The 17,913-nt window shown below is 66.6% G+C and carries 12 protein-coding genes; 5 read left to right on the forward strand and 7 right to left on the reverse strand.

Translation table 11 applies throughout. The features are described 5' to 3' along the window. The first annotated feature begins 104 nt into the window (after positions 1 to 104). The gene (gene kdgT, locus WS96_RS16545; protein ID WP_059833863.1) at positions 105 to 1,127 is read left to right on the forward strand and encodes a 2-keto-3-deoxygluconate transporter; all 1,023 of its coding nucleotides are present in this window, start codon (positions 105 to 107) and stop codon (positions 1,125 to 1,127) included. Between the two features lie 164 nt (positions 1,128 to 1,291). Here the strand turns inward: kdgT and WS96_RS16550 are convergent, their stop codons facing one another. Beyond that, positions 1,292 to 1,666, reverse strand: a complete 375-nt coding sequence (locus tag WS96_RS16550; RefSeq protein ID WP_059833865.1) for a nuclear transport factor 2 family protein — start codon at positions 1,664 to 1,666, stop codon at positions 1,292 to 1,294. 100 nt (positions 1,667 to 1,766) lie between these two features. On the opposite strand from WS96_RS16550, the gene WS96_RS16555 reads away from it, so the two are divergent. The 4 genes from WS96_RS16555 to WS96_RS16570 all read left to right on the forward strand — a co-directional run bounded on the left by WS96_RS16555 (position 1,767) and on the right by WS96_RS16570 (position 7,055). Beyond that, complete coding sequence (locus tag WS96_RS16555; protein WP_230624855.1) at positions 1,767 to 2,750, forward strand: LysR family transcriptional regulator; 984 nt, start codon at positions 1,767 to 1,769, stop codon at positions 2,748 to 2,750. Between the two features lie 184 nt (positions 2,751 to 2,934). Continuing rightward, positions 2,935 to 5,313 (forward strand): DNA polymerase II, encoded by a 2,379-nt coding sequence (locus tag WS96_RS16560; RefSeq protein ID WP_059833867.1) that lies wholly within the window; start codon positions 2,935 to 2,937, stop codon positions 5,311 to 5,313. A gap of 210 nt (positions 5,314 to 5,523) precedes the next feature. Beyond that, positions 5,524 to 5,841: a DUF4148 domain-containing protein gene (locus WS96_RS16565; RefSeq protein WP_034205712.1), complete on the forward strand. Its 318-nt coding sequence runs from the start codon at positions 5,524 to 5,526 to the stop codon at positions 5,839 to 5,841. 86 nt (positions 5,842 to 5,927) lie between these two features. After that, positions 5,928 to 7,055, forward strand: coding sequence for a J domain-containing protein (locus WS96_RS16570; RefSeq protein ID WP_059833869.1), 1,128 nt, complete (start codon positions 5,928 to 5,930; stop codon positions 7,053 to 7,055). A gap of 200 nt (positions 7,056 to 7,255) precedes the next feature. Here the strand turns inward: WS96_RS16570 and WS96_RS16575 are convergent, their stop codons facing one another. The 6 genes from WS96_RS16575 to WS96_RS16600 all read right to left on the reverse strand — a co-directional run bounded on the left by WS96_RS16575 (position 7,256) and on the right by WS96_RS16600 (position 17,866). Then, entirely contained in the window at positions 7,256 to 12,745 is a 5,490-nt protein-coding gene (locus WS96_RS16575; RefSeq protein ID WP_059833871.1) for an AAA domain-containing protein, read from the reverse strand. Further along, positions 12,742 to 13,938 carry a M48 family metalloprotease gene (locus WS96_RS16580; protein WP_059833872.1) on the reverse strand — a complete coding sequence of 399 codons (1,197 nt, stop codon included), beginning with the start codon at positions 13,936 to 13,938 and terminating at the stop codon, positions 12,742 to 12,744. The genes WS96_RS16575 and WS96_RS16580 overlap by 4 nt, the downstream gene beginning before the upstream one ends. A 146-nt stretch (positions 13,939 to 14,084) precedes the next feature. Then, positions 14,085 to 14,990: a LysR family transcriptional regulator gene (locus tag WS96_RS16585; protein WP_059833874.1), complete on the reverse strand. Its 906-nt coding sequence runs from the start codon at positions 14,988 to 14,990 to the stop codon at positions 14,085 to 14,087. Positions 14,991 to 15,051: 61 nt separating this feature from the next. Continuing rightward, positions 15,052 to 16,296, reverse strand: a complete 1,245-nt coding sequence (locus WS96_RS16590) for an acyl-CoA dehydrogenase family protein (RefSeq protein ID WP_059833877.1) — start codon at positions 16,294 to 16,296, stop codon at positions 15,052 to 15,054. Positions 16,297 to 16,335: 39 nt separating this feature from the next. After that, positions 16,336 to 17,094, reverse strand: coding sequence for an SDR family NAD(P)-dependent oxidoreductase (locus WS96_RS16595; RefSeq protein ID WP_059833879.1), 759 nt, complete (start codon positions 17,092 to 17,094; stop codon positions 16,336 to 16,338). Positions 17,095 to 17,101: 7 nt separating this feature from the next. Beyond that, a complete protein-coding gene (locus WS96_RS16600) occupies positions 17,102 to 17,866 on the reverse strand; it encodes an SDR family oxidoreductase (protein WP_059833881.1) in 765 nt (254 codons plus the stop codon). Positions 17,867 to 17,913: the final 47 nt, after the last annotated feature.

Genomic DNA, 17,913 nt, shown 5'->3' on the forward strand with positions numbered 1-17,913 from the left:
ACCATCGAAACTCACAAAAACGGACCATCGTTCCGAATCCTGTCCTATAGTCAGTCAGCAGACATCATTCGACAACGGGACGCATCGACGTCCACGGAGGAGACGTGAAGCTGAAACAGGCCATCGACCGCATTCCGGGCGGACTCATGCTGGTCCCGATGCTGCTGGGCGCGTGCGTGCACACGTTCGCGCCGAACGCCGGGAAGTACTTCGGCTCGTTCACCAACGGCCTGATCGCCGGCACGGTGCCGATTCTCGCCGTCTGGTTCTTCTGCATGGGCGCGACGATCGACCTGCGCGCGACGGGCGTCGTGCTGCGCAAATCGGGCACGCTGCTCGCGACGAAAATCGCGGCCGCATGGCTCGCGACGGTGATCGCCGCGCGCTTCATCCCCGATGACGGCATCCGCACGGGCCTGTTCGCGGGCCTGTCGCTGCTCGCGATCACGACGTCGATGGACATGACCAATGGCGGCCTCTATGCGGCCGTGATGCAGCAGTACGGCACCCGGGAAGAAGCCGGCGCGTTCGTGCTGATGTCGATCGAATCGGGGCCGCTCGTCAGCATGCTGATTCTCGGCGCGGCCGGCGTCGCGGTGTTCGAGACGCGGCTCTTCGTCGGCGCGGTGCTGCCGTTCCTGATCGGCTTCACGCTCGGCAACCTCGATGTGGAGCTGCGCGAATTGTTCGGACGCTGCGTGCATCCGCTGATTCCGTTCTTCGGCTTCGCGCTCGGCAACGGCATCGATCTGAACGTGATCGCGAAGAGCGGGCTGCCGGGCATCGCGCTCGGGCTCGCGGTGATCGTCGTGACGGGCGTGCCGTTGATGCTCGCCGACAAGGTCCTGGGCGGCGGCAATGGAACGGCCGGGCTTGCCGCGTCGTCGACGGCGGGCGCCGCGGTCGCGAACCCGGCGATCATCGGCGAGATGATTCCGAAGTTCAAGCCGATGGTGCCGGCGGCCACCGCGATCGTCGCGACCGCGTGCCTCGTGACCGCGATACTCGTGCCGATTTTGACGGCGATGTGGGCAAAGCGGGCGGCGCGGGCAAGCGGTGCGCCGCTGCCGTCGCTGGCCGCACGGCCCGCGCATGGCAGCCCGATCGAGCATGAAGGGCATGTTTGAGCAGTGCCGGTTCGAGTCGGGCCTCAGGCGCCCGCTTCAAGTCGGTCAATGCTCGGCAGCATGAAAGCCGCGGGAAATCGATGAATTTCCCGCGGTTTTCATTCGTCGGTGTCGGCGCGCATCTTGTCGCACGCCGACGAAACCGGACACTGCCGCGCTGCGCTTCAGTCGAACGTACGCACGATGGCGGACGCCTTGGTCGAGATCAGCCAGTCGCCCTCCACCTTATGCATGACGAAGTGATCGTTGAACAGCCGGTTGCCGATCCGCACCCGCACCGTGGCCGTTGAAAGGCTGTCGGAGACGTGCTCCATCGAGAGGATCGCCTCGTCTCTCGGCGCGCCGGTCGATCGAGGACTGGGCCTCCCGTGAATGAGCGCCGCGTACTCCGACGACGACAGCGTGCGCAACTGGCCTTCATCCAGCCACTGAACGAAGCAGTTCGGATGGAAAATCTTGTCGAAGTCACGGCTCTGCGGCTCATAAGCGAGGTTGAAATAATCGTCGATCAAAGCGACGACGGCTTGGGTCTGGGTCATTGTCGGCTTTCCTCGGTAGTGAACGGCTCGTATAGTGAGCGATCCTTCCCGCCCGCGGCTACGGCGCGCCGGTTATCGCTGCCATTACAGGAACACATGGATGATGGAAGACCTCGATGGAGGACTGGTCAGCGGCTTGCTCGTCCTGGCAGCCCTGGCCGAATCCGGCAGTTTCGGCCGTGCGGCATCGCGTCTGGGCAAGACTCAGCCGGCGGTCAGTCGCGCCATCCAGCGACTGGAGGACCGCTTGCGCGCAAAGCTCGTGCATCGCACCAGCCGGCACGTCGAAGTGACGGACGCCGGCCATGCGTTGTTGTCGAAGGTGCTGCCGTTACTCCAGGGAATCGAAGAGGCGGCCGTCGACGCCTCCGATCAGACCTCGGTCGTCAACGGAACGCTCCGTGTCGCATGCGATGCCGTGTTCGCACGCCTCGTGCTGGCCCCGGAGCTGACCCGGTTCATGAAGGATCACCCCGCGCTTCACCTGAAGCTCGAAACCCGGAGCGATCTCTCGGACCTGGTCAGCGAGGGATTCGATCTCGCCATCCGATTTGGACCGCCGTCCATTTCGACCTTGGTCTGCCGCAGGCTATACAGTCCGCGGGTACTGACTCTGGCCGCGCCGTCCTACCTGGAGCAGCGCGGTCGGCCGAGGTCGCCGCAGGATCTCGTCGACGGCGGCCATGAATGCATCCTCGCGATCGACCCGGCCACCGGCAGACCCTTCGACTGGGAGTTCTGGCGCGACGACGAGAAAGTGAAAGTGGCCGTCAGCGGCACCCTGACCGTCACGGATGCGGGAACCAAAATCGGCGCCTGCCTCGCCGGCTTCGGGATCGCCCAGGTGATCGACCTCGGAATCGACACGCACCTGCGTGCGGGCACGCTGGAGCCGGTTCTGACGGACTGGTGCGACGAGACGTTTCCTCTTTACGTCTACTATCCCAGTCGAAACCACGTCCCGGCCAAGGTAAGGGCGTTCATCGACTTCGTGGTCGGCATGATGCCCAGGCTACAGTCGAACGGTTATGGCGCCGGCCAGCGGTCGCCCTCAACCGTGCTCGAAGCGCTGCGTCGCGAATAGCGTCCGTTGTCCGTCGGGTGCCTGGCCGTCTACCTCGGCCGTCATCGCCATGCCGTCGCTTCCGTTGCGCCGCATCCGCATCGCTCGACGGCTTCCTGCCGCCTGTTGCCAAGCGCCCGCAGCGGCACGACAGCCGTTCAAGCGCTAAAATCCGCCGCCTGGGCATCCACGACGAGCAAGCGTTTTGACGGCGTTCGAGCAGGGTTTCATCCTTACCCGCCACTGGCGGGACACCGCATCCGGTATCGAGATCGAGTTCTGGCTGGCGACCGAACACGGTCCGCGCCGCGTGCGGTTGCGCCCGCAGGAAGCCGTCGCGTTCATTCCGGCCGAACAGCAGGCGCTCGCCGAACGCACGCTGGCCGGCGAACGCGACGCGGAACTGCGCCCGCTCGCGCTGCGCGATTTCAGCCGGCGCCCGGTCGTCGGCCTCTATTGCCGGCGCTATCGCCATCTGTCCGGGCTGCAGAAGCGCCTCGCGGCGGCCGGCGTCGACGTCTACGAAGCCGACGTGCAGCCGCCCGATCGCTATGCGATGGAGCGCTTCATCACCGCATGCGTCGAGTTTCGCGGCCAGCCCGGCCGCGACGGCACGCTGACCGGCGCCGAGCTGAAGCCCGCGACCGGCTACCGCCCGGCGCTGCGCTGCGTGTCGCTCGACATCGAAACCAGCGTCCACGGCGAGCTGTATTCGATCGCGCTCGAAGGCTGCGGACAACGGCAGGTCTACATGCTCGGACCGCCGAATAGCGATGCCGACGCGAGCGCCGTCGACTTCCGCCTCGACTACTGCGACACCCGGGCCGCGATGCTCGCGCGCCTGAACGACTGGTTCGACGAACACGATCCCGATGCGGTGATCGGCTGGAACCTCGTGCAGTTCGACCTGCGCATCCTGCATGCGCACGCGGAGCAATACGGCGTGCCGCTCAAGCTCGGGCGCGGCGGCAGCGTGCTCGACTGGCGCGCGCACGGCCAGCAGCCCGACCACTTCTTCGCAGGCGCGGCCGGCCGGCTGATCCTCGACGGCATCGACATGCTGAAATCGGCGACGTGGACGTTCCCGTCGTTCAGCCTCGAATACGTGTCGCAAGCGTTGCTCGGCGAAGGCAAGTCGATCGACAATCCGTACCAGCGCATGGACGAGATCCAGCGCCGCTTCGATCACGACAAGCCCGCGCTCGCGCGCTACAACCTGAAGGACTGCGAACTCGTCACGCGCATCTTCGACAAGGCCGACCTGCTGTCCTTCTCGCTGGAACGGGCGAGCGTCACGGGGCTCGCGGCCGACCGCACCGGCGGGTCGGTGGCAGCCTTCACGCACCTGTACCTGCCGCGCATGCACCGGCTCGGCTATGTCGCGCCGAACCTCGGCGACGTGACGGGGCAGAACAGCCCCGGTGGCTTCGTGATGGATTCGCGCCCCGGGCTGTACGACTCGGTGCTCGTGTTCGACTACAAGAGCCTCTATCCGTCGATCATCCGTACGTTCCTGATCGATCCCGTCGGGTTGATCCAAGGGCTCGCGAATCCCGGCGACGACGCATCGGTGCCCGGCTTTCTCGGCGCGCGCTTCTCGCGCACCGCGCACTGCCTGCCCGACATCGTGCGCCGCGTGTGGGAGGGCCGCGACGACGCGAAGCGGCAGCGCAACGCGCCGCTGTCGCAGGCGCTGAAGATCATCATGAATTCGTTTTACGGCGTGCTCGGCTCGACCGGCTGCCGCTTCTTCGACCCGCGCCTCGCGTCGTCGATCACGATGCGCGGACACGAGATCATGCATCGCACGCGCAAGCTGATCGAAGCGCAGGGGTACGAAGTGATTTACGGCGATACCGATTCGACCTTCGTGTGGCTCGGCCGCGCGCACGACGACGACGAAGCCGGCGCCAAGGGCCGCGCGCTCGTCGAGCACGTGAATCGCTGGTGGCATGCGCACCTGCGCGACCAATTCGGCCTCGACAGCGCGCTGGAGCTGCAGTACGAACGGCATTACCGCCGGTTCCTGATGCCGACCGTGCGCGGTGCGGAAGAAGGCAGCAAGAAGCGCTACGCGGGCCTCGCGGCGACGGCCGACGGTAGCGAGGATCTCGTGTTCAAGGGGCTCGAGACAGTGCGCACGGACTGGACGCCGCTCGCGCAGCAGTTCCAGCGCGAGCTGTACCGGCGCGTGTTCAGGCGCGAGCCGTACCGGGATTTCATTCGCGATTACGTGCGGCGCACGCTCGCCGGCCAATTCGACGACCAGCTCGTCTACCGCAAGCGCGTGCGCCGGCCGCTGCGCGAGTACGAACGCAACGTGCCGCCGCACGTGCGCGCAGCGCGCATCGCCGACGAGTTCAACCTCGCGCAGGGCCGGCCGCTGCAGTATCAGCGCGGCGGCTGGATCAGCTACGTGATGACGACGGCCGGCCCCGAGCCGCTGGAGACAATGCGTTCGCCGATCGACTATGCGTTCTATCTGAGCCGTCAGCTTCAGCCTGTCGCCGATGCGATCCTGCCGTTCCTGCGCGACGATTTCGAACGCGTGATCTCCGGGCAGGGGCAGTTGTTCGGCGACTGACGGAACGATGACGCGCCGGAACACGCGTCAGCGCAGTCGTCGCATCGCGCTTTCACATGACGTCGATCTCCATCGCGTTCCGTCAGCATCGCGCACTCTCACTCATTCTGGAACACAGTTCGCCTGGAATCGCCATTTATCAGGCCGGTCAAGGTTCCTAAACTTTCCTCGTCGGTTCAGCAAACCGCAACGAAATCGTCCGAGGAAACCGTGAAATCCATCATCGCCGCCATCGCCACTGTCACCGCTACCGCCCTTCTCACCGCACCGGCCGCGTCGTACGCACAATCGTCGCACTCGACGCTCACGCGCGCGCAAGTGCGCCAGGAACTGCTCGATCTCGAGTCGGTCGGCTACGAGCCGGTCGCCGGTGACGGCGACAACTATCCGGGCGACATCGTCGCCGCGCAGGAACGCCTCGCCGCCAAGCGCCTCGCGGAACGCAAAAGCGCGGAAGCCGCCTACGGGGCGAACGGCGCACCGGGCATGGACTCGGGCGCGCCGGCGGCTGCGACGATGAAGCGCTAACGCGCCGCGAGCCGTTTCGGGGGCGCACCCATCCGGCTAAAATACCGGCCTGCCGCGCCTCCCGCCGCGGCCGGAGGACATCGATCATGACCGGACGTCGCGGTGCCGCGGTCGCCATCGCGCCCAGCCACGAGACAGCCAGCCTGTCGAAAGCCCAGAAGACGTTCAATACGCTCGTCGAGCAAATCGAAAAGCGGCGCGAACGTCTCGGTGCGTGGGAAGCCGTCATGCCGGCGTTCCAGAAGAAGTTCGTCGACGCTCTATTGCCGCTCGAACAGGAGGCAACGGCGCTGCGCATCCGGCTGATCCATCTGCTCGACGACGCGTTCCTGCAGAAGGGATTGAGCAAGGCCGAGCAGCGCACGCTGTCCGACCTGATCGTCGACATGGCGCGCGATTTGCTGCACACCAGCGACGACGCGGCGTTGAAGGTGATTTACCACCGGCATGCCGGATCCGACCACGTCGGCAACGCAACGGCCGCTCCCGAGTCGACGAAACCGAAACGGGAACCCGAATCGCAGTCGCCATCGCCCGAGGATCTCGACTCGCTGTCCCCCGACGAACTCGCCGAGCGGATGCAGGCCGAACTCGACGCCCAGTTCGAGCGCGACATGGCCGCTCACGCGGCCCGCGAGGCGCAGCGTGCGAAGCGCAAGAAAGCACCGAAGCAATCGGCCGCGCAGGCGCGGATCGAGGCCGAACAGGCCGAATCGAACAAATCGATCCGCGAAATCTATCGCAAGCTGGCCAGCGCGCTGCACCCCGATCGCGAATCCGATCCGAACGAACAGACACGCAAGACCGCGCTGATGCAGCGCGTCAATCACGCTTACGACAAGGGCAACCTGCTGCAGTTGCTGGAATTGCAGCTGGAAATCGAACAGATCGACCGGCGCGCGATCGACGGCCTCGGCGAAGCGCGGCTGACGCGCTACAACGGCATCCTCGAGGAACAGTTGCGCGAGCTCGATCGGGAGATCGTGCACGTCGAGAACGATTTCAGGGGCACGTACGGGATCGCGTCGTCCACCAAGGTCGCGCCCGATACCGTGCTGCGCATGCTGACGCGCGACATTGCCGGCATGCAGCGGAGCAACCAGGACCTGGCCGTCGCGCTGCGCGAATTCGAGGATCCGGACAACGTCAGGCGCTGGCTGAAGGACATGAAGCGCCGGCCGGCGGCGTCTCGCTTCGACGACGATTCATACTAACGATACGGCGGCACGCATCCGCGCGCCGCCGCTATCCCCGTTCATCCGCCCCGCGTGAACACCCGGCGTCCCGGGATCGCCCCGTTTCGTCCGGTCAAATCGAACACGCCGTCGATCCACGCGAGGAACGTCGAAAACGTGAAGTCGGACCGCAGTTGCGTGCGGAACGCTTGCGTGAGCGGCGTATCGGACGCCGGCCATCACCCGGCCGGGTCTTCGACATAGCCCTTGCGCAGTTTCTCCGCCACCAGCTTGTCCATCTCGCGCTGTGCACGCTCGACGGTTTCGAATTGCTTGAGGTTGGCTTGTCCTGCCGATCCGATCCGACCGTACGTCACGTTCAGCTCCGTGCCCCGCAGGCTGGCGCGCCAGAACTTGCTGGAAGTGCCTTGCTCGAATCGCAGCGATCTCACGCGTTCCGTCGGCACGCCAGTCGCCGCTGCAGTCTCGCCCTGCACAGTTTCCGCCTCCTGCGCGGGCGTCTGAACAACCGGCGGCGGCAGCTCGATTTCCTGATCGAGTGCTCGATCTTCACCGTCAGCAAGCATTGCCTCGATGCGCGCCAGCACCGCGGCCGGGTCATCAAGCCAATCTTTCCCGGGGATGTCCAGCACACGCCAGCCGAAGCCGCGCAGGATGCCGGGCCGGAATACATAGCGCTCCGCCGTATCGGTCACGACATGGGCTGGGTTGTCGAGCAGGATCGCAAGCGCGTAGTCCCGCTTCGACGAATCGACGATCGCCAGGTCGCAGCGGAATTGCGAACGGCCGACGTCGATATCGACCTGGTGACCGCGTGCGCGCAGTGCTTCGGCCAACGCATCGCGAATGGCGTCAGGCGATGTCCGCCGCGTGAACGCATCGCGCGCACCCTGATTCAGCGCACCGAGCACCGCCTGTGCACGGTCGAACTGGCCTGTGGCGCTCGCCTGCGCAAATTGCAGGAATGCCCGCAGCGCGGCCGCGCCGTCGTTGTGCACGTTCGTGATCGCATCGGCTTGAATCGTGGAAACCACCGCCATCCGGTGCCTTGCGCGGCTGAAGATGACGTTCAGACGCTTTTCGCCGCCACGCTGGTTGATCGGCCCGAAATTCATCAGCATTCTGCCGTCCGGGCCCGGTGCGTAGCAGATGCTGAGAATGATCACATCGCGTTCGTCGCCCTGAACGTTTTCCAGGTTCTTCACGAACAGGCCGTTGAACTGGTCGTCGTCCTCGCGCACGTACTCGCGCTCGAGCCGCGTGGCGAAGTCGGCGTCTTCGGCCGCCAGTGCCTCCAGCGCCGCTTCGATCGCGTTCTGCTGCGCCTCGGAAAACGCGACGATGCCGAGGCTCAGGCCCGTCTCCCGGCGCAGCATCTCGCGTACGAGCGACGCGATATAGCGCGCTTCGGGCACGTTGCCCCGCTCGACGTACACGCCGTCGTCGAGCCGATGGAAGCTGATCGGCCGCGCGAGCAACGCATCGGCGCCCACGATGCCGGCATCGTCCTGGCTCGACCGCACCGACCACCCGTCCTCGTCGGCGCGCTCGAGCACGCGGTCCGGAATCGTAACGAGACGACCGTCGTAGAACGCCGCATTGGAGAAGCTGATCAATGCTTCGTGCCGGCTGCGGTAGTGCCACGCCAGCAGCGTCGCGGGCAGATTGCGCGCCGCCTGATTCAACAAGCTGTCGGAGTCGAGATTGATGGCGATGCGCTCGCCCTCTTCCTCGATCACGATCTCGTCGTCGCCATCCGCGCCCGCTGCCGTGAAAAAGCTCGTCGGCGGCAACTGCATCTCGTCGCCGACCACCACGACCTGACGGGCACGGCTGAGCGCAGGCACGGCTTCCTCGGTGGGAATCTGACTGGCCTCATCGAAAATCACCACGTCGAACAGATCGGGCGACAGCGGCAGCGTATCGGATACGGATAGCGGGCTCATCAGCCAGATCGGCTTCAGGTCGTTGACGACCATGCCCGTTTCGTCATCGGCGAGATCGCGGATCGAACGGTGGCGCATGCTTTTGCCGAACTCGTGTTCGAGCTCGCGCCGGCCGGTTGCGTAGCGCTTCTTGAAGGTCTTGCCGTCGGCATCGAGTTGCGTCGCCGATAACGACGACTGGCGCACGTGGTCGGCAAACTGCCGATGCAACGTCGCGCTCACGACCTGGGCATTCACGGTCAGCAATTCGCGCTGGATCCGGGCCGCGGCACGCGCGGCCTGTGCGAGCGCCACGCCGCCGAATCGCGCGAGCACCGGATTCTCGCGCTCCAGGCGGCGCAACGCCTCGTCGGCAATCAGCGCCTCCAGCTCCGCGGGCGCGAGGTCGACGGACTGCAGCGTCGCCGCATAGGCGGGGTCGGCCGCGTGGACCGCACGCAACAGCGGCAGCAAATCAGGCAGGTCGTCCAGTCCCTCCCGAAGATCGCGCAGCGCCTCGGCGATTTCGGCCAGCGACACGTCATCGTCCATGACCAGGTTGTCGCGGATGCGACGCTCGAGCTTGTCGAGGGCCTCGCGTGCGCCGGCATCGATACGCGCGGCAGCAAGCGGATCGACCGCCTGACGCAGATTCGCGATCCGTTCGCGCAGATCGCCGTCCGACGCCAGCCGCGCCTCCAGCTCGGCCAGCGCGCGCAGAAACGCCGCCATTTCGCTCACGCCATAGCGCTTGCGGCACTCGACATCGGCTGCGTCGAGTGCCGCAGCCGCGGCCTGCTCGGCGGCAAGCTGCTCCAGCACCTTGACGTAGCCGGGATGCACCGCATGCTGCGCGAAGTCGTAGCGACGCCGAAGCTCGCCGCGCAACCGCCACCATGCCGGCTGCAGCCATCGCATCGCCGACGCCTCGAGCCGGCGCGCGAGTGCGAGCGCCGACACGGTATCGCCCGGCGACAGCTTGTCTCGCCAGTGCACGGTGGCAGCCTGCGCGGCCGTGAGCGCGTCTGCGTGCGCGGACAACGCATCGCGGGCTTCTCGCAATACCGTCTGCGCGGACGACGCCGGATCGAGCACGTCGAGATGCGCGGCGAGGCCGGTATCGATCAGCCACTGGCAATCGGCTGCGATCGCGCATGCGCGCGACAGCGCCGTGGCGTGTCCGATCGACGCCACCGTGCTGTCGAGCACCGGATCGAGCGCGTCGAACAGCGCGTCGGCGTCCTGGCACAGTTGCTCGACCCGCCCGAATGCCCGCTCGTCGGCCAGCAGCGCCGCAGACAGCCGTGCGAAAGGTTGCGAGGCCAGACTGTTCGCGCCGAACCGTTCGCGCATCGCACGATGCACGCGCCGGGTCAGCTCGCCATGCCGGTCCCAAACGGCCAGCGCCGGCAAGCGCTCGCGCAAAGCAAAGCCGACATCCGGTACCGCCGGCAGCGCGACCAGCCGCCGCAGCAAGGTGCGCACGCTGCCACCCAGCGCGTCGGGCGCAGCCGCCATCGCCGCTTCGAATGCATCGATGCGTCGCTGCTGTACGTCGAGCGCATCGATCAACGCCGCTCGTCGTGCGTGCAGCGCTTCGCTGTCGTGCGGTTGGGCGATCCATCGCTCGTAGCAGCTCTTCAGATCGGCGACGAACGCCTTCTTGTCCGACTGCGAATCGTGGATGAGGCAACACAGCGCGTCCAGCCCGCTCTGCTTGAGCCGGTGGAACACCACGTCCAGCGCCGCACGCTTTTCGCATACGAACAGCACACGCTTGCCACGCCCCGCGTAATCGGCGATGAGGTTGGTAATGGTTTGCGACTTGCCGGTGCCCGGCGGCCCTTGGATGATGAAGCTGCGCTGGCTGCGCGCCAGGCTCACCGACGCATTCTGGGTCGCATCGGAAGCCACCACGTTCCATTGCTCTCCTGCCGGCAGCGGCGCGGCCGCCGACGCTTCGACCTCGCGCGGCTCGATCGAGAACACCCGGTCGAAGGCGGGATTCGCGGTGGTCTCGTCGAGCAGTTGCGCGTAGTCACGCACCAGCGACATCTTCCTGTAGTTGAAATTGGCCAGCGTGACCTGCGTCAGATCGAAATCCCACGCATAGCGATGCCCGTCGGATTCCTGCAGCACGTAACCCTGCCGCTCGTCGACGGCCTCTGCCGCTGCGCCCGCCATCTGCGGCCGACGCAGGCTGGCGCCCGGCGTGGCGCCGGCCTCGAAACGCTGCGGCAGTTCGCTCGGCCGCACCCATTCCTCGAACAACGCGCGGCCGAGCGGTCGGTAATCGTCTTGCGCATAGCTGAAAGAGGGCAGCCGACCGCCGTGCGAACCGCCTGCACGTGCCGCGGGCTTCCGCCGTCGGTATTGCTGCATGCGCTGTTGTGCCTTCTGGCGCACCAGCCGTACGGACGCCTTGTCGACGAGCCGAAGCTCGACCGAGGGTTCCGACCTCCGGATCTGCGTCAGGATATCCGCATGAATCTCAGCCAGCGTGATCTTGCCCAGGTCGACCGTCTCGGGTAACCGGATGTCGTAGAGCTGACTGAGATGGTGCCGCAGCGCCGGATTGAATTCGGCGTCGCCGCCAGCGCACTGGATCACGTACTGATCGCGCACGCCCTTGCGCTTGACGAGTTCGACCGGCAACCAGAGCAGCGGCGAGACGATACGCTCGTCGGGGGCGTCCTTCAGGTTGTGCCAGCGCAGGAACGCGATCACGAGACGCAGGTTGCTGAAGCCGAATTCGGCCCGTTCGCGGCGAGTATCGGCGATCAGCCGGTCCAGCGACGCGGGCAGGTACGGTTGATCGTCGAACCGCAGCCATTGCTGTAACGCCACCGCCTTGCCGGCCACGAGGTCGGCGGCGAACGGTCCGCCCCACGTGCAGATGTGCTCCGGGCGCACGCTTTCGATATGCAGCATCAGCGGCACGCTGGCCACGGTCAGGTTGACGGTCGCCGCGGTCGGCCGGAAATGCAGCAGCCGGTTGCGACGCGACAGATCGAACAAGCGGTCGCGCAGGTGCGTCAGCACTGCACCGCGGCGCGACGCCGCCCCTGTCGCCCCGGCCAATGCACGCTCGACGTCCAGGCCGAGCGGCTGCTCGCGCCAGGTGCGCAGGCGCATCGCAAGCGCGGCCACGTCGGTCGCGCGATCATGGCGGTTTACTTCCGTCATTTCGACGATCGCCGCCGCAACGATCGGATGCAGCCGTTCATGAAGCACGAACAGATTGCGTCGATGCTCGACGAACGCGCGCAGGTCGCTTTCGGTTTCGAAGTTCAGCCCGCATGCGAGGCTGGCCAGCACCATCCCCAGCATGAACACGTCGGTGATCTCGTCGTGATGCCCGATGGATCGCTCCCAGCTCGCGTACCCTGGCAAATAGACGGGCCGCACAACCGGAGCCGCTGCGTCAAGCTGCAATGCAAGATCGGTCTGGCTGTGATGGCCATCGGGCGTGTGCTCCAGTTGCAGCGCACCGACGATGTTCAGGCCCGACGCAGGGTGCGGCTGGACGCGATGCACGGCGCCGACGTCCATCTGCGGCGCTTCGCCGTCGGGGCGTCGCAGCGCCAGGCCGCCCCCTTCGTCGATCACGATGCTGTCCGCGTCCAGCGACGCCACCTTGCCCTGCGCGTGAAGTTCCGCCACCTGCGCGAACAACGGCAGCACCAGCACGAGCACGTCGTCGGTCGACAATGCCGCGCCGGCCTGCGCGGCAATCAGCGTACGCAGCGTGCGCGGCGCACCGTCGGCGATCCTGTCGTTCATGCGTCCTTCTCCTCGGCCAGTTGCCGCTTGTAGCGTTCGAGTTCGCGCTTGCCGAGGCCCGCGTCGCGCCGGAGGTTGAGCTGCAATGCGTCGAGACTGCCGAGCGACCGGGCAACCTGCCCGGCGCGCAACAACGCCACGTCGCGCTGATCGGGGTCCGCCAGCGCGAGATCCATCATCAGGGCGTTCAGGTAGCTGCGCACGCTGTCGTCGACACCTGCCGCGTCGAATGCATCCGGGCCGGCGACGGGCTCATCGTCGCGCCAGTCCGGGAACAGCATGCGCACCTGGGCCAGTACGGCATCGCTGGCCAGCGACGCGCCATCGAGGTAATGCGCGAGGAATCCGCGCGTCAGCGCCTGCAGGCGCGCCTGGCCCGGCAGGTCGAGCCGCTCCAGCGAAAGCGGGCCGTGCAGGCGCGTGTCGATCCAGTTGTCGAGGCTTGCCTCGCCGTCCCACCACAACGCAAGCGCACGGGCCCGGATAAAGGTCTCGGGATGGCTCAATGCCGCGCTGGCGCCCGATTCGTTCGATTCGATCTCGGCGGCCTGACGCAGATAAGCCGCGGCATCCACCGTGCTGATGCCCGTCTGCACCTTCACGAGCGTCGAAACGGCGGGCGCCACCGCATCCGCAGCCAATGCGCCCCCGCGATCGGCAAAGAGTTCGGTGTGCAACGCATAACGCCGAAACGTCTCGCGATGGCTGTCGGCTCCGCCGGGAGCGGCCACCGCATCGTTAAGGATCCGGTCCGTGGTCAGGAACCGGCCGCCGTCGAGCGACCACAGCACATAGTGTGCGAGCTCGTGCCCGAGGATCGCCAGCAGCTCCTCCGGTGCCAGCCGCTCCAGAACGGGGCCCTGCAACAGGATGTGGATCTCGCCCGGTACGAATACGAGCGACGCATTCATCTGGGTGCCTGGCGACTGATAGAGCGTGGCCGGCACGTCGACGATCCCGAGCCGCTCCATCGCCAGCGCCAGGGCGGCATGGACGTTGCCGTGCGCATCGGCGTCGATCCGGTAGGTTTCCCGCAGCAACGAAGCGCGCAGCGATTCGAGCTGTTCGGCATGCGTCTGGCGCTCGCCGGTCCAGCGCCAGACGTCCGGCTCGTGCCGGCGCAAATAGTCGGCTACGGTTTCGTGGTACGCGAGCGGCGCCAGCGCGTGGCGATTCGGGGCGTGAGAGTCCATGCGAGGCACTCCGGTAGGGAAGTACCGATTCTACCGACGGATGACGTCGCCGCAACTGTCGAAAAACGCCTTATCGAGGGCCACCGCTCAGGACGGTGCGCGCGGCCGATCGCGTCGACGGCGACGACCGCATGCACGGCGTTTCCTCACCGCCCCTCCCCCATCCCGCCCATCAGCGTCATCAACTGCTCGCGCAGCCACCGGCTGCCCTGATCCTGATCGGCACTGCGATGCCAGTAGCAGAAGTAGTCGAGCCCCGGCATCTCGAACGGCAGTTCGAGAATCCGCGCCGGATAGCGCCGCAGCAGCCGCAGCGGCGCCGTCAGCGCGAGATCGCCGCGCATCGCGATCAGCGGCGCGACCATGTAGTGCTGCACGCGCATCTGGATGTTGCGGCGCAGCCCGAGCCGCGTCAGTTCCGCGTCGACGTGCCCGCTGCCCTTGCGCCGGCTCGATACGTGGATGTGGCCCATCGACAGGTAGTCGTCCATGGTCAGCGTATCGCCCTTGAACGGGTGATCGTCGCGGATCATGCACGCGTAGCGGTCCTGCACGAGCAGCGCCTGGTGCAGGTGCGGGTCGCCGATCAGCGGCGCGTCGATCGCGAGGTCGACCGACCCGTTCGCGAGCGCGGTCGCGACTTCGCGTCGATCCATCGTGTAGCTGCGCACGTGCATGCCGGGCGCATGCGTCTGCAGCAACTCGCCGAGCGCCGGCAGCAGCAGCGCTTCGGTCAGGTCGCTCATGCTGAGCCGGAATACGCGCTCGGACGAAGCCGGATCGAACACGTCGCCTTCGTGCGCGCTCGAATCGAGCAGTTGCAACGCCTCGCGCACGCGGCCGACGATGTTCTCGGCCATCGGCGTCGGCATCATCCCGGCCGGCGTGCTGACGAACAGCGGATCGTTCAGCGTCTTGCGCAGCCGCGCCAGCGCGTTGCTGACGGCCGGCTGCGTGAGATTCAGCACCTCGGCCGCACGCGTCAGGTTGCGCTTGTTGTAGATCGCCTCGAATACGACGAACAGGTTCAGATCAATCTTCGAAAGGCGCATCGCCGGATCTCCTTGCCGAGATCTTACGGCGGGCGCCGTTCGTTCGTCCACGTCGCCCCGCTCAGCCGCGCGGCGGCGGCGTCAGGTACGGCGCCGTCGCACCGGGCTCGCCGTCCTTGATCTCCATCCGCGCGATCGCCTGCAGGTGCACCTCGTCCGGGCCGTCGGCGAAGCGCAGCGCGCGGCCCCAGGTCCACAGGTCGGCCAGCGGCGTATCCGGGCTCAAGCCCGCTGCGCCGAATACCTGCATCGCGCGGTCGCACACGTTCGTGTAGACGGTCGGCACGAGCGCCTTTATCATCGAGATCTCCTTGCGCGCGGCCTTCGCGCCGACCTTGTCGATCATCCACGCGGCCTTCAGCACCAGCAGGCGCGCCTGGTCGATCTCGATGCGCGAGCGCGCGATCCACTCGCCGACGGTGCCGTGCCGGTTCAGCGGCTTGCCGAACGCGACGCGCGACTGCGCGCGGTCGATCATCAGTTCCAGCGCCAGCTCGGCCGCGCCGATCGAACGCATGCAGTGGTGGATGCGGCCCGGCCCGAGGCGCGCCTGCGCGAGCGCGAAGCCGCTGCCTTCCTCGCCGAGCAGGTTGCGCGCCGGCACGCGCACGTCGTCGAACGTGATCTCGCAGTGCCCTTCCGGCGCGAGGTGATTGACCACCGTGATGTTGCGCACGACCGTCACGCCCGGCGTGTCGCGCGGCACGAGGATCATGCTTTGCTGCCGGTGCGATTCGGCATCGGGATCGGTCTTGCCCATCACGATGAAGATCTGGCAGTTCGGATGCGCGGCGTTCGTGATGAACCATTTGCGGCCGTTGATCACGTACTCGTCGCCCACGCGCTCGATACGCGTCGTGATGTTGGTCGCATCCGACGACGCGACGTCGGGCTCGGTCATCGCGAACGCCGAACGGATTTCGCCGCGCAGCAGCGGCAGCAGCCACTGTTCGCGCTGCTCGGGCGTCGCGAACATGTGCAGCAGCTCCATGTTGCCGGTGTCCGGCGCGTTGCAGTTGAATACTTCCGACGCCCAGCTCACGCGCCCCATGATCTCGGCGAGCGGCGCGTATTCGAGGTTCGTCAGGCCCGTGCCTGGCTCGTCGTCCTTCAGGTGCGGCAGGAACAGGTTCCACAGGCCTTCCGCTCTCGCGCGCTCCTTCAGTTCCTCCATGAACGACACCGGATACCGGCCCGCGTGCACTTCGTCGTTCCACTGACGGATGCGCGGCACGACGTGCGCGTCCATGAACGCGCGCACGCGTTCGCGCAGCGCTTCCACTTTCGGGGTGTAGCCAAAGTCCATGATCGACTCCTCGAGATTGTCGTGTTCCGTTCGTTCGGTTCAGAAGGCCGAGACACCGCCGTCGACGGCGACGGCCTGCCCGGTCAGATAGGTGTTTTCCTTCGCGCACAGCATCAGCATCGCCGCGACGACTTCGTCGGGCCGGCCGAGCCGCTTCATCGGCGAGCCCTTTGCGAGAAAATCCTGGCGCTCGCCGATATCGCCGTCGGTGACCATCGGCGTCGTGCTGTAGAACGGGCACACCGCATTCACGCGGATGCCATGGCGCGCGTATTCGAGCGCGGCCGTCTTCGTGAGCCCGACCACCGCATGTTTCGACGCCGCATACGCGGCCAGCTTCGGCGCGCCGCCGAGCCCGGCCATCGACGCGACGTTCAGGATCACGCCTTCGCGCTGCGCGAGCATCTGGCGGATCTGATGCTTCATCCCGAAGAACACGCCTTTCGCGTTCACCGCGAAGCTCAGGTCGAGATCGGCTTCGTCGGTGTCGATCAGCGCCTTCATCGGCGGTGCGATGCCCGCGTTGTTGATGCCGACGTCGAGCCGCCCGAAACGCGCGACGGCGTCATGCACCAGCGCCGCCACGTCCGTTTCGACGCGCACGTCGCAGCGCCGCGCGATCACGTCGGTGCCGGCCGCGCGCAGCGGCGCGGCCACGCGCTCGAGCGCCTCGCCGTTCAGGTCGCCGAGCGCGAGCCGCGCGCCCATCGCGGCGAGTTCGCTCGCGAGCAGCGCGCCGAAGCCGCTCGCGGCGCCGGTGATCATCACGGCCTGCCCGGCGTAGCTGTCGAGTTTCATCGCGCGCTCAGATCGTCAGGCCGCCGTCGACGACGATGCATTCGCCGTTCGTGTAGCTCGCCGCATCCGACACGAGATACAGCACGGTGCCGGCCATTTCGCGCGGCTCCGCGTGGCGGCGCAGCGGGATCTTCGCCTTCCACGTCTCGTAGATGTCCTTGTCGGCGAACAGCGCACCCGCGAACTTGGTCTTCGTGAGGCCCGGCAGCAGCGCGTTCACGCGGATGCCGAGCGGCCCGCATTCCTTCGCGAACGCCTTCGTCATGTTGACGACGGCCGCCTTCGTGATCGAGTAGATGCCTTGCCGGTCGCCCGGCTGCAGCGCGTTCACCGACGCCGTGTTGACGATCGCGCCGCCGCCGTGCGTCTTCATCAGCTTGCCGGCCTCGACCGACATGAAGAAGTAGCCGCGGATGTTCACGTCGACGGTCTTCTCGTACGCGGCGAGATCGGTATCGAGGATGTGCCCGAAATACGGGTTCGCGGCCGCGTTGTTCACGAGGATGTCGAGGCGGCCGTGCTTGCCGCGGATATGCTCGAACGTCGCGGCGATGTCCTCCAGACGCCCGACGTGGCACGCCAGCGCCTCGGCGCGGCCGCCCGCCGCGACGATCGCATCGGCCACGGCCCGGCAGTCGTCGAGCTTGCGGCTGGATACGATCACGTGCGCGCCCTGCTCCGCGAGCAGCTTCGCGATTTCCTCGCCGATGCCGCGGCTCGCGCCCGTCACCAGTGCGATCTTGCCCGTCAGGTCGAACAGGTTCGTTGCCATGTTGCTGTGCTCCTCCATTGATTGGGATGTCGTGTCGCCGTGCGGCG

This window comes from Burkholderia sp. MSMB1835 (assembly GCF_001526365.1).
Classification (GTDB): domain Bacteria; phylum Pseudomonadota; class Gammaproteobacteria; order Burkholderiales; family Burkholderiaceae; genus Burkholderia.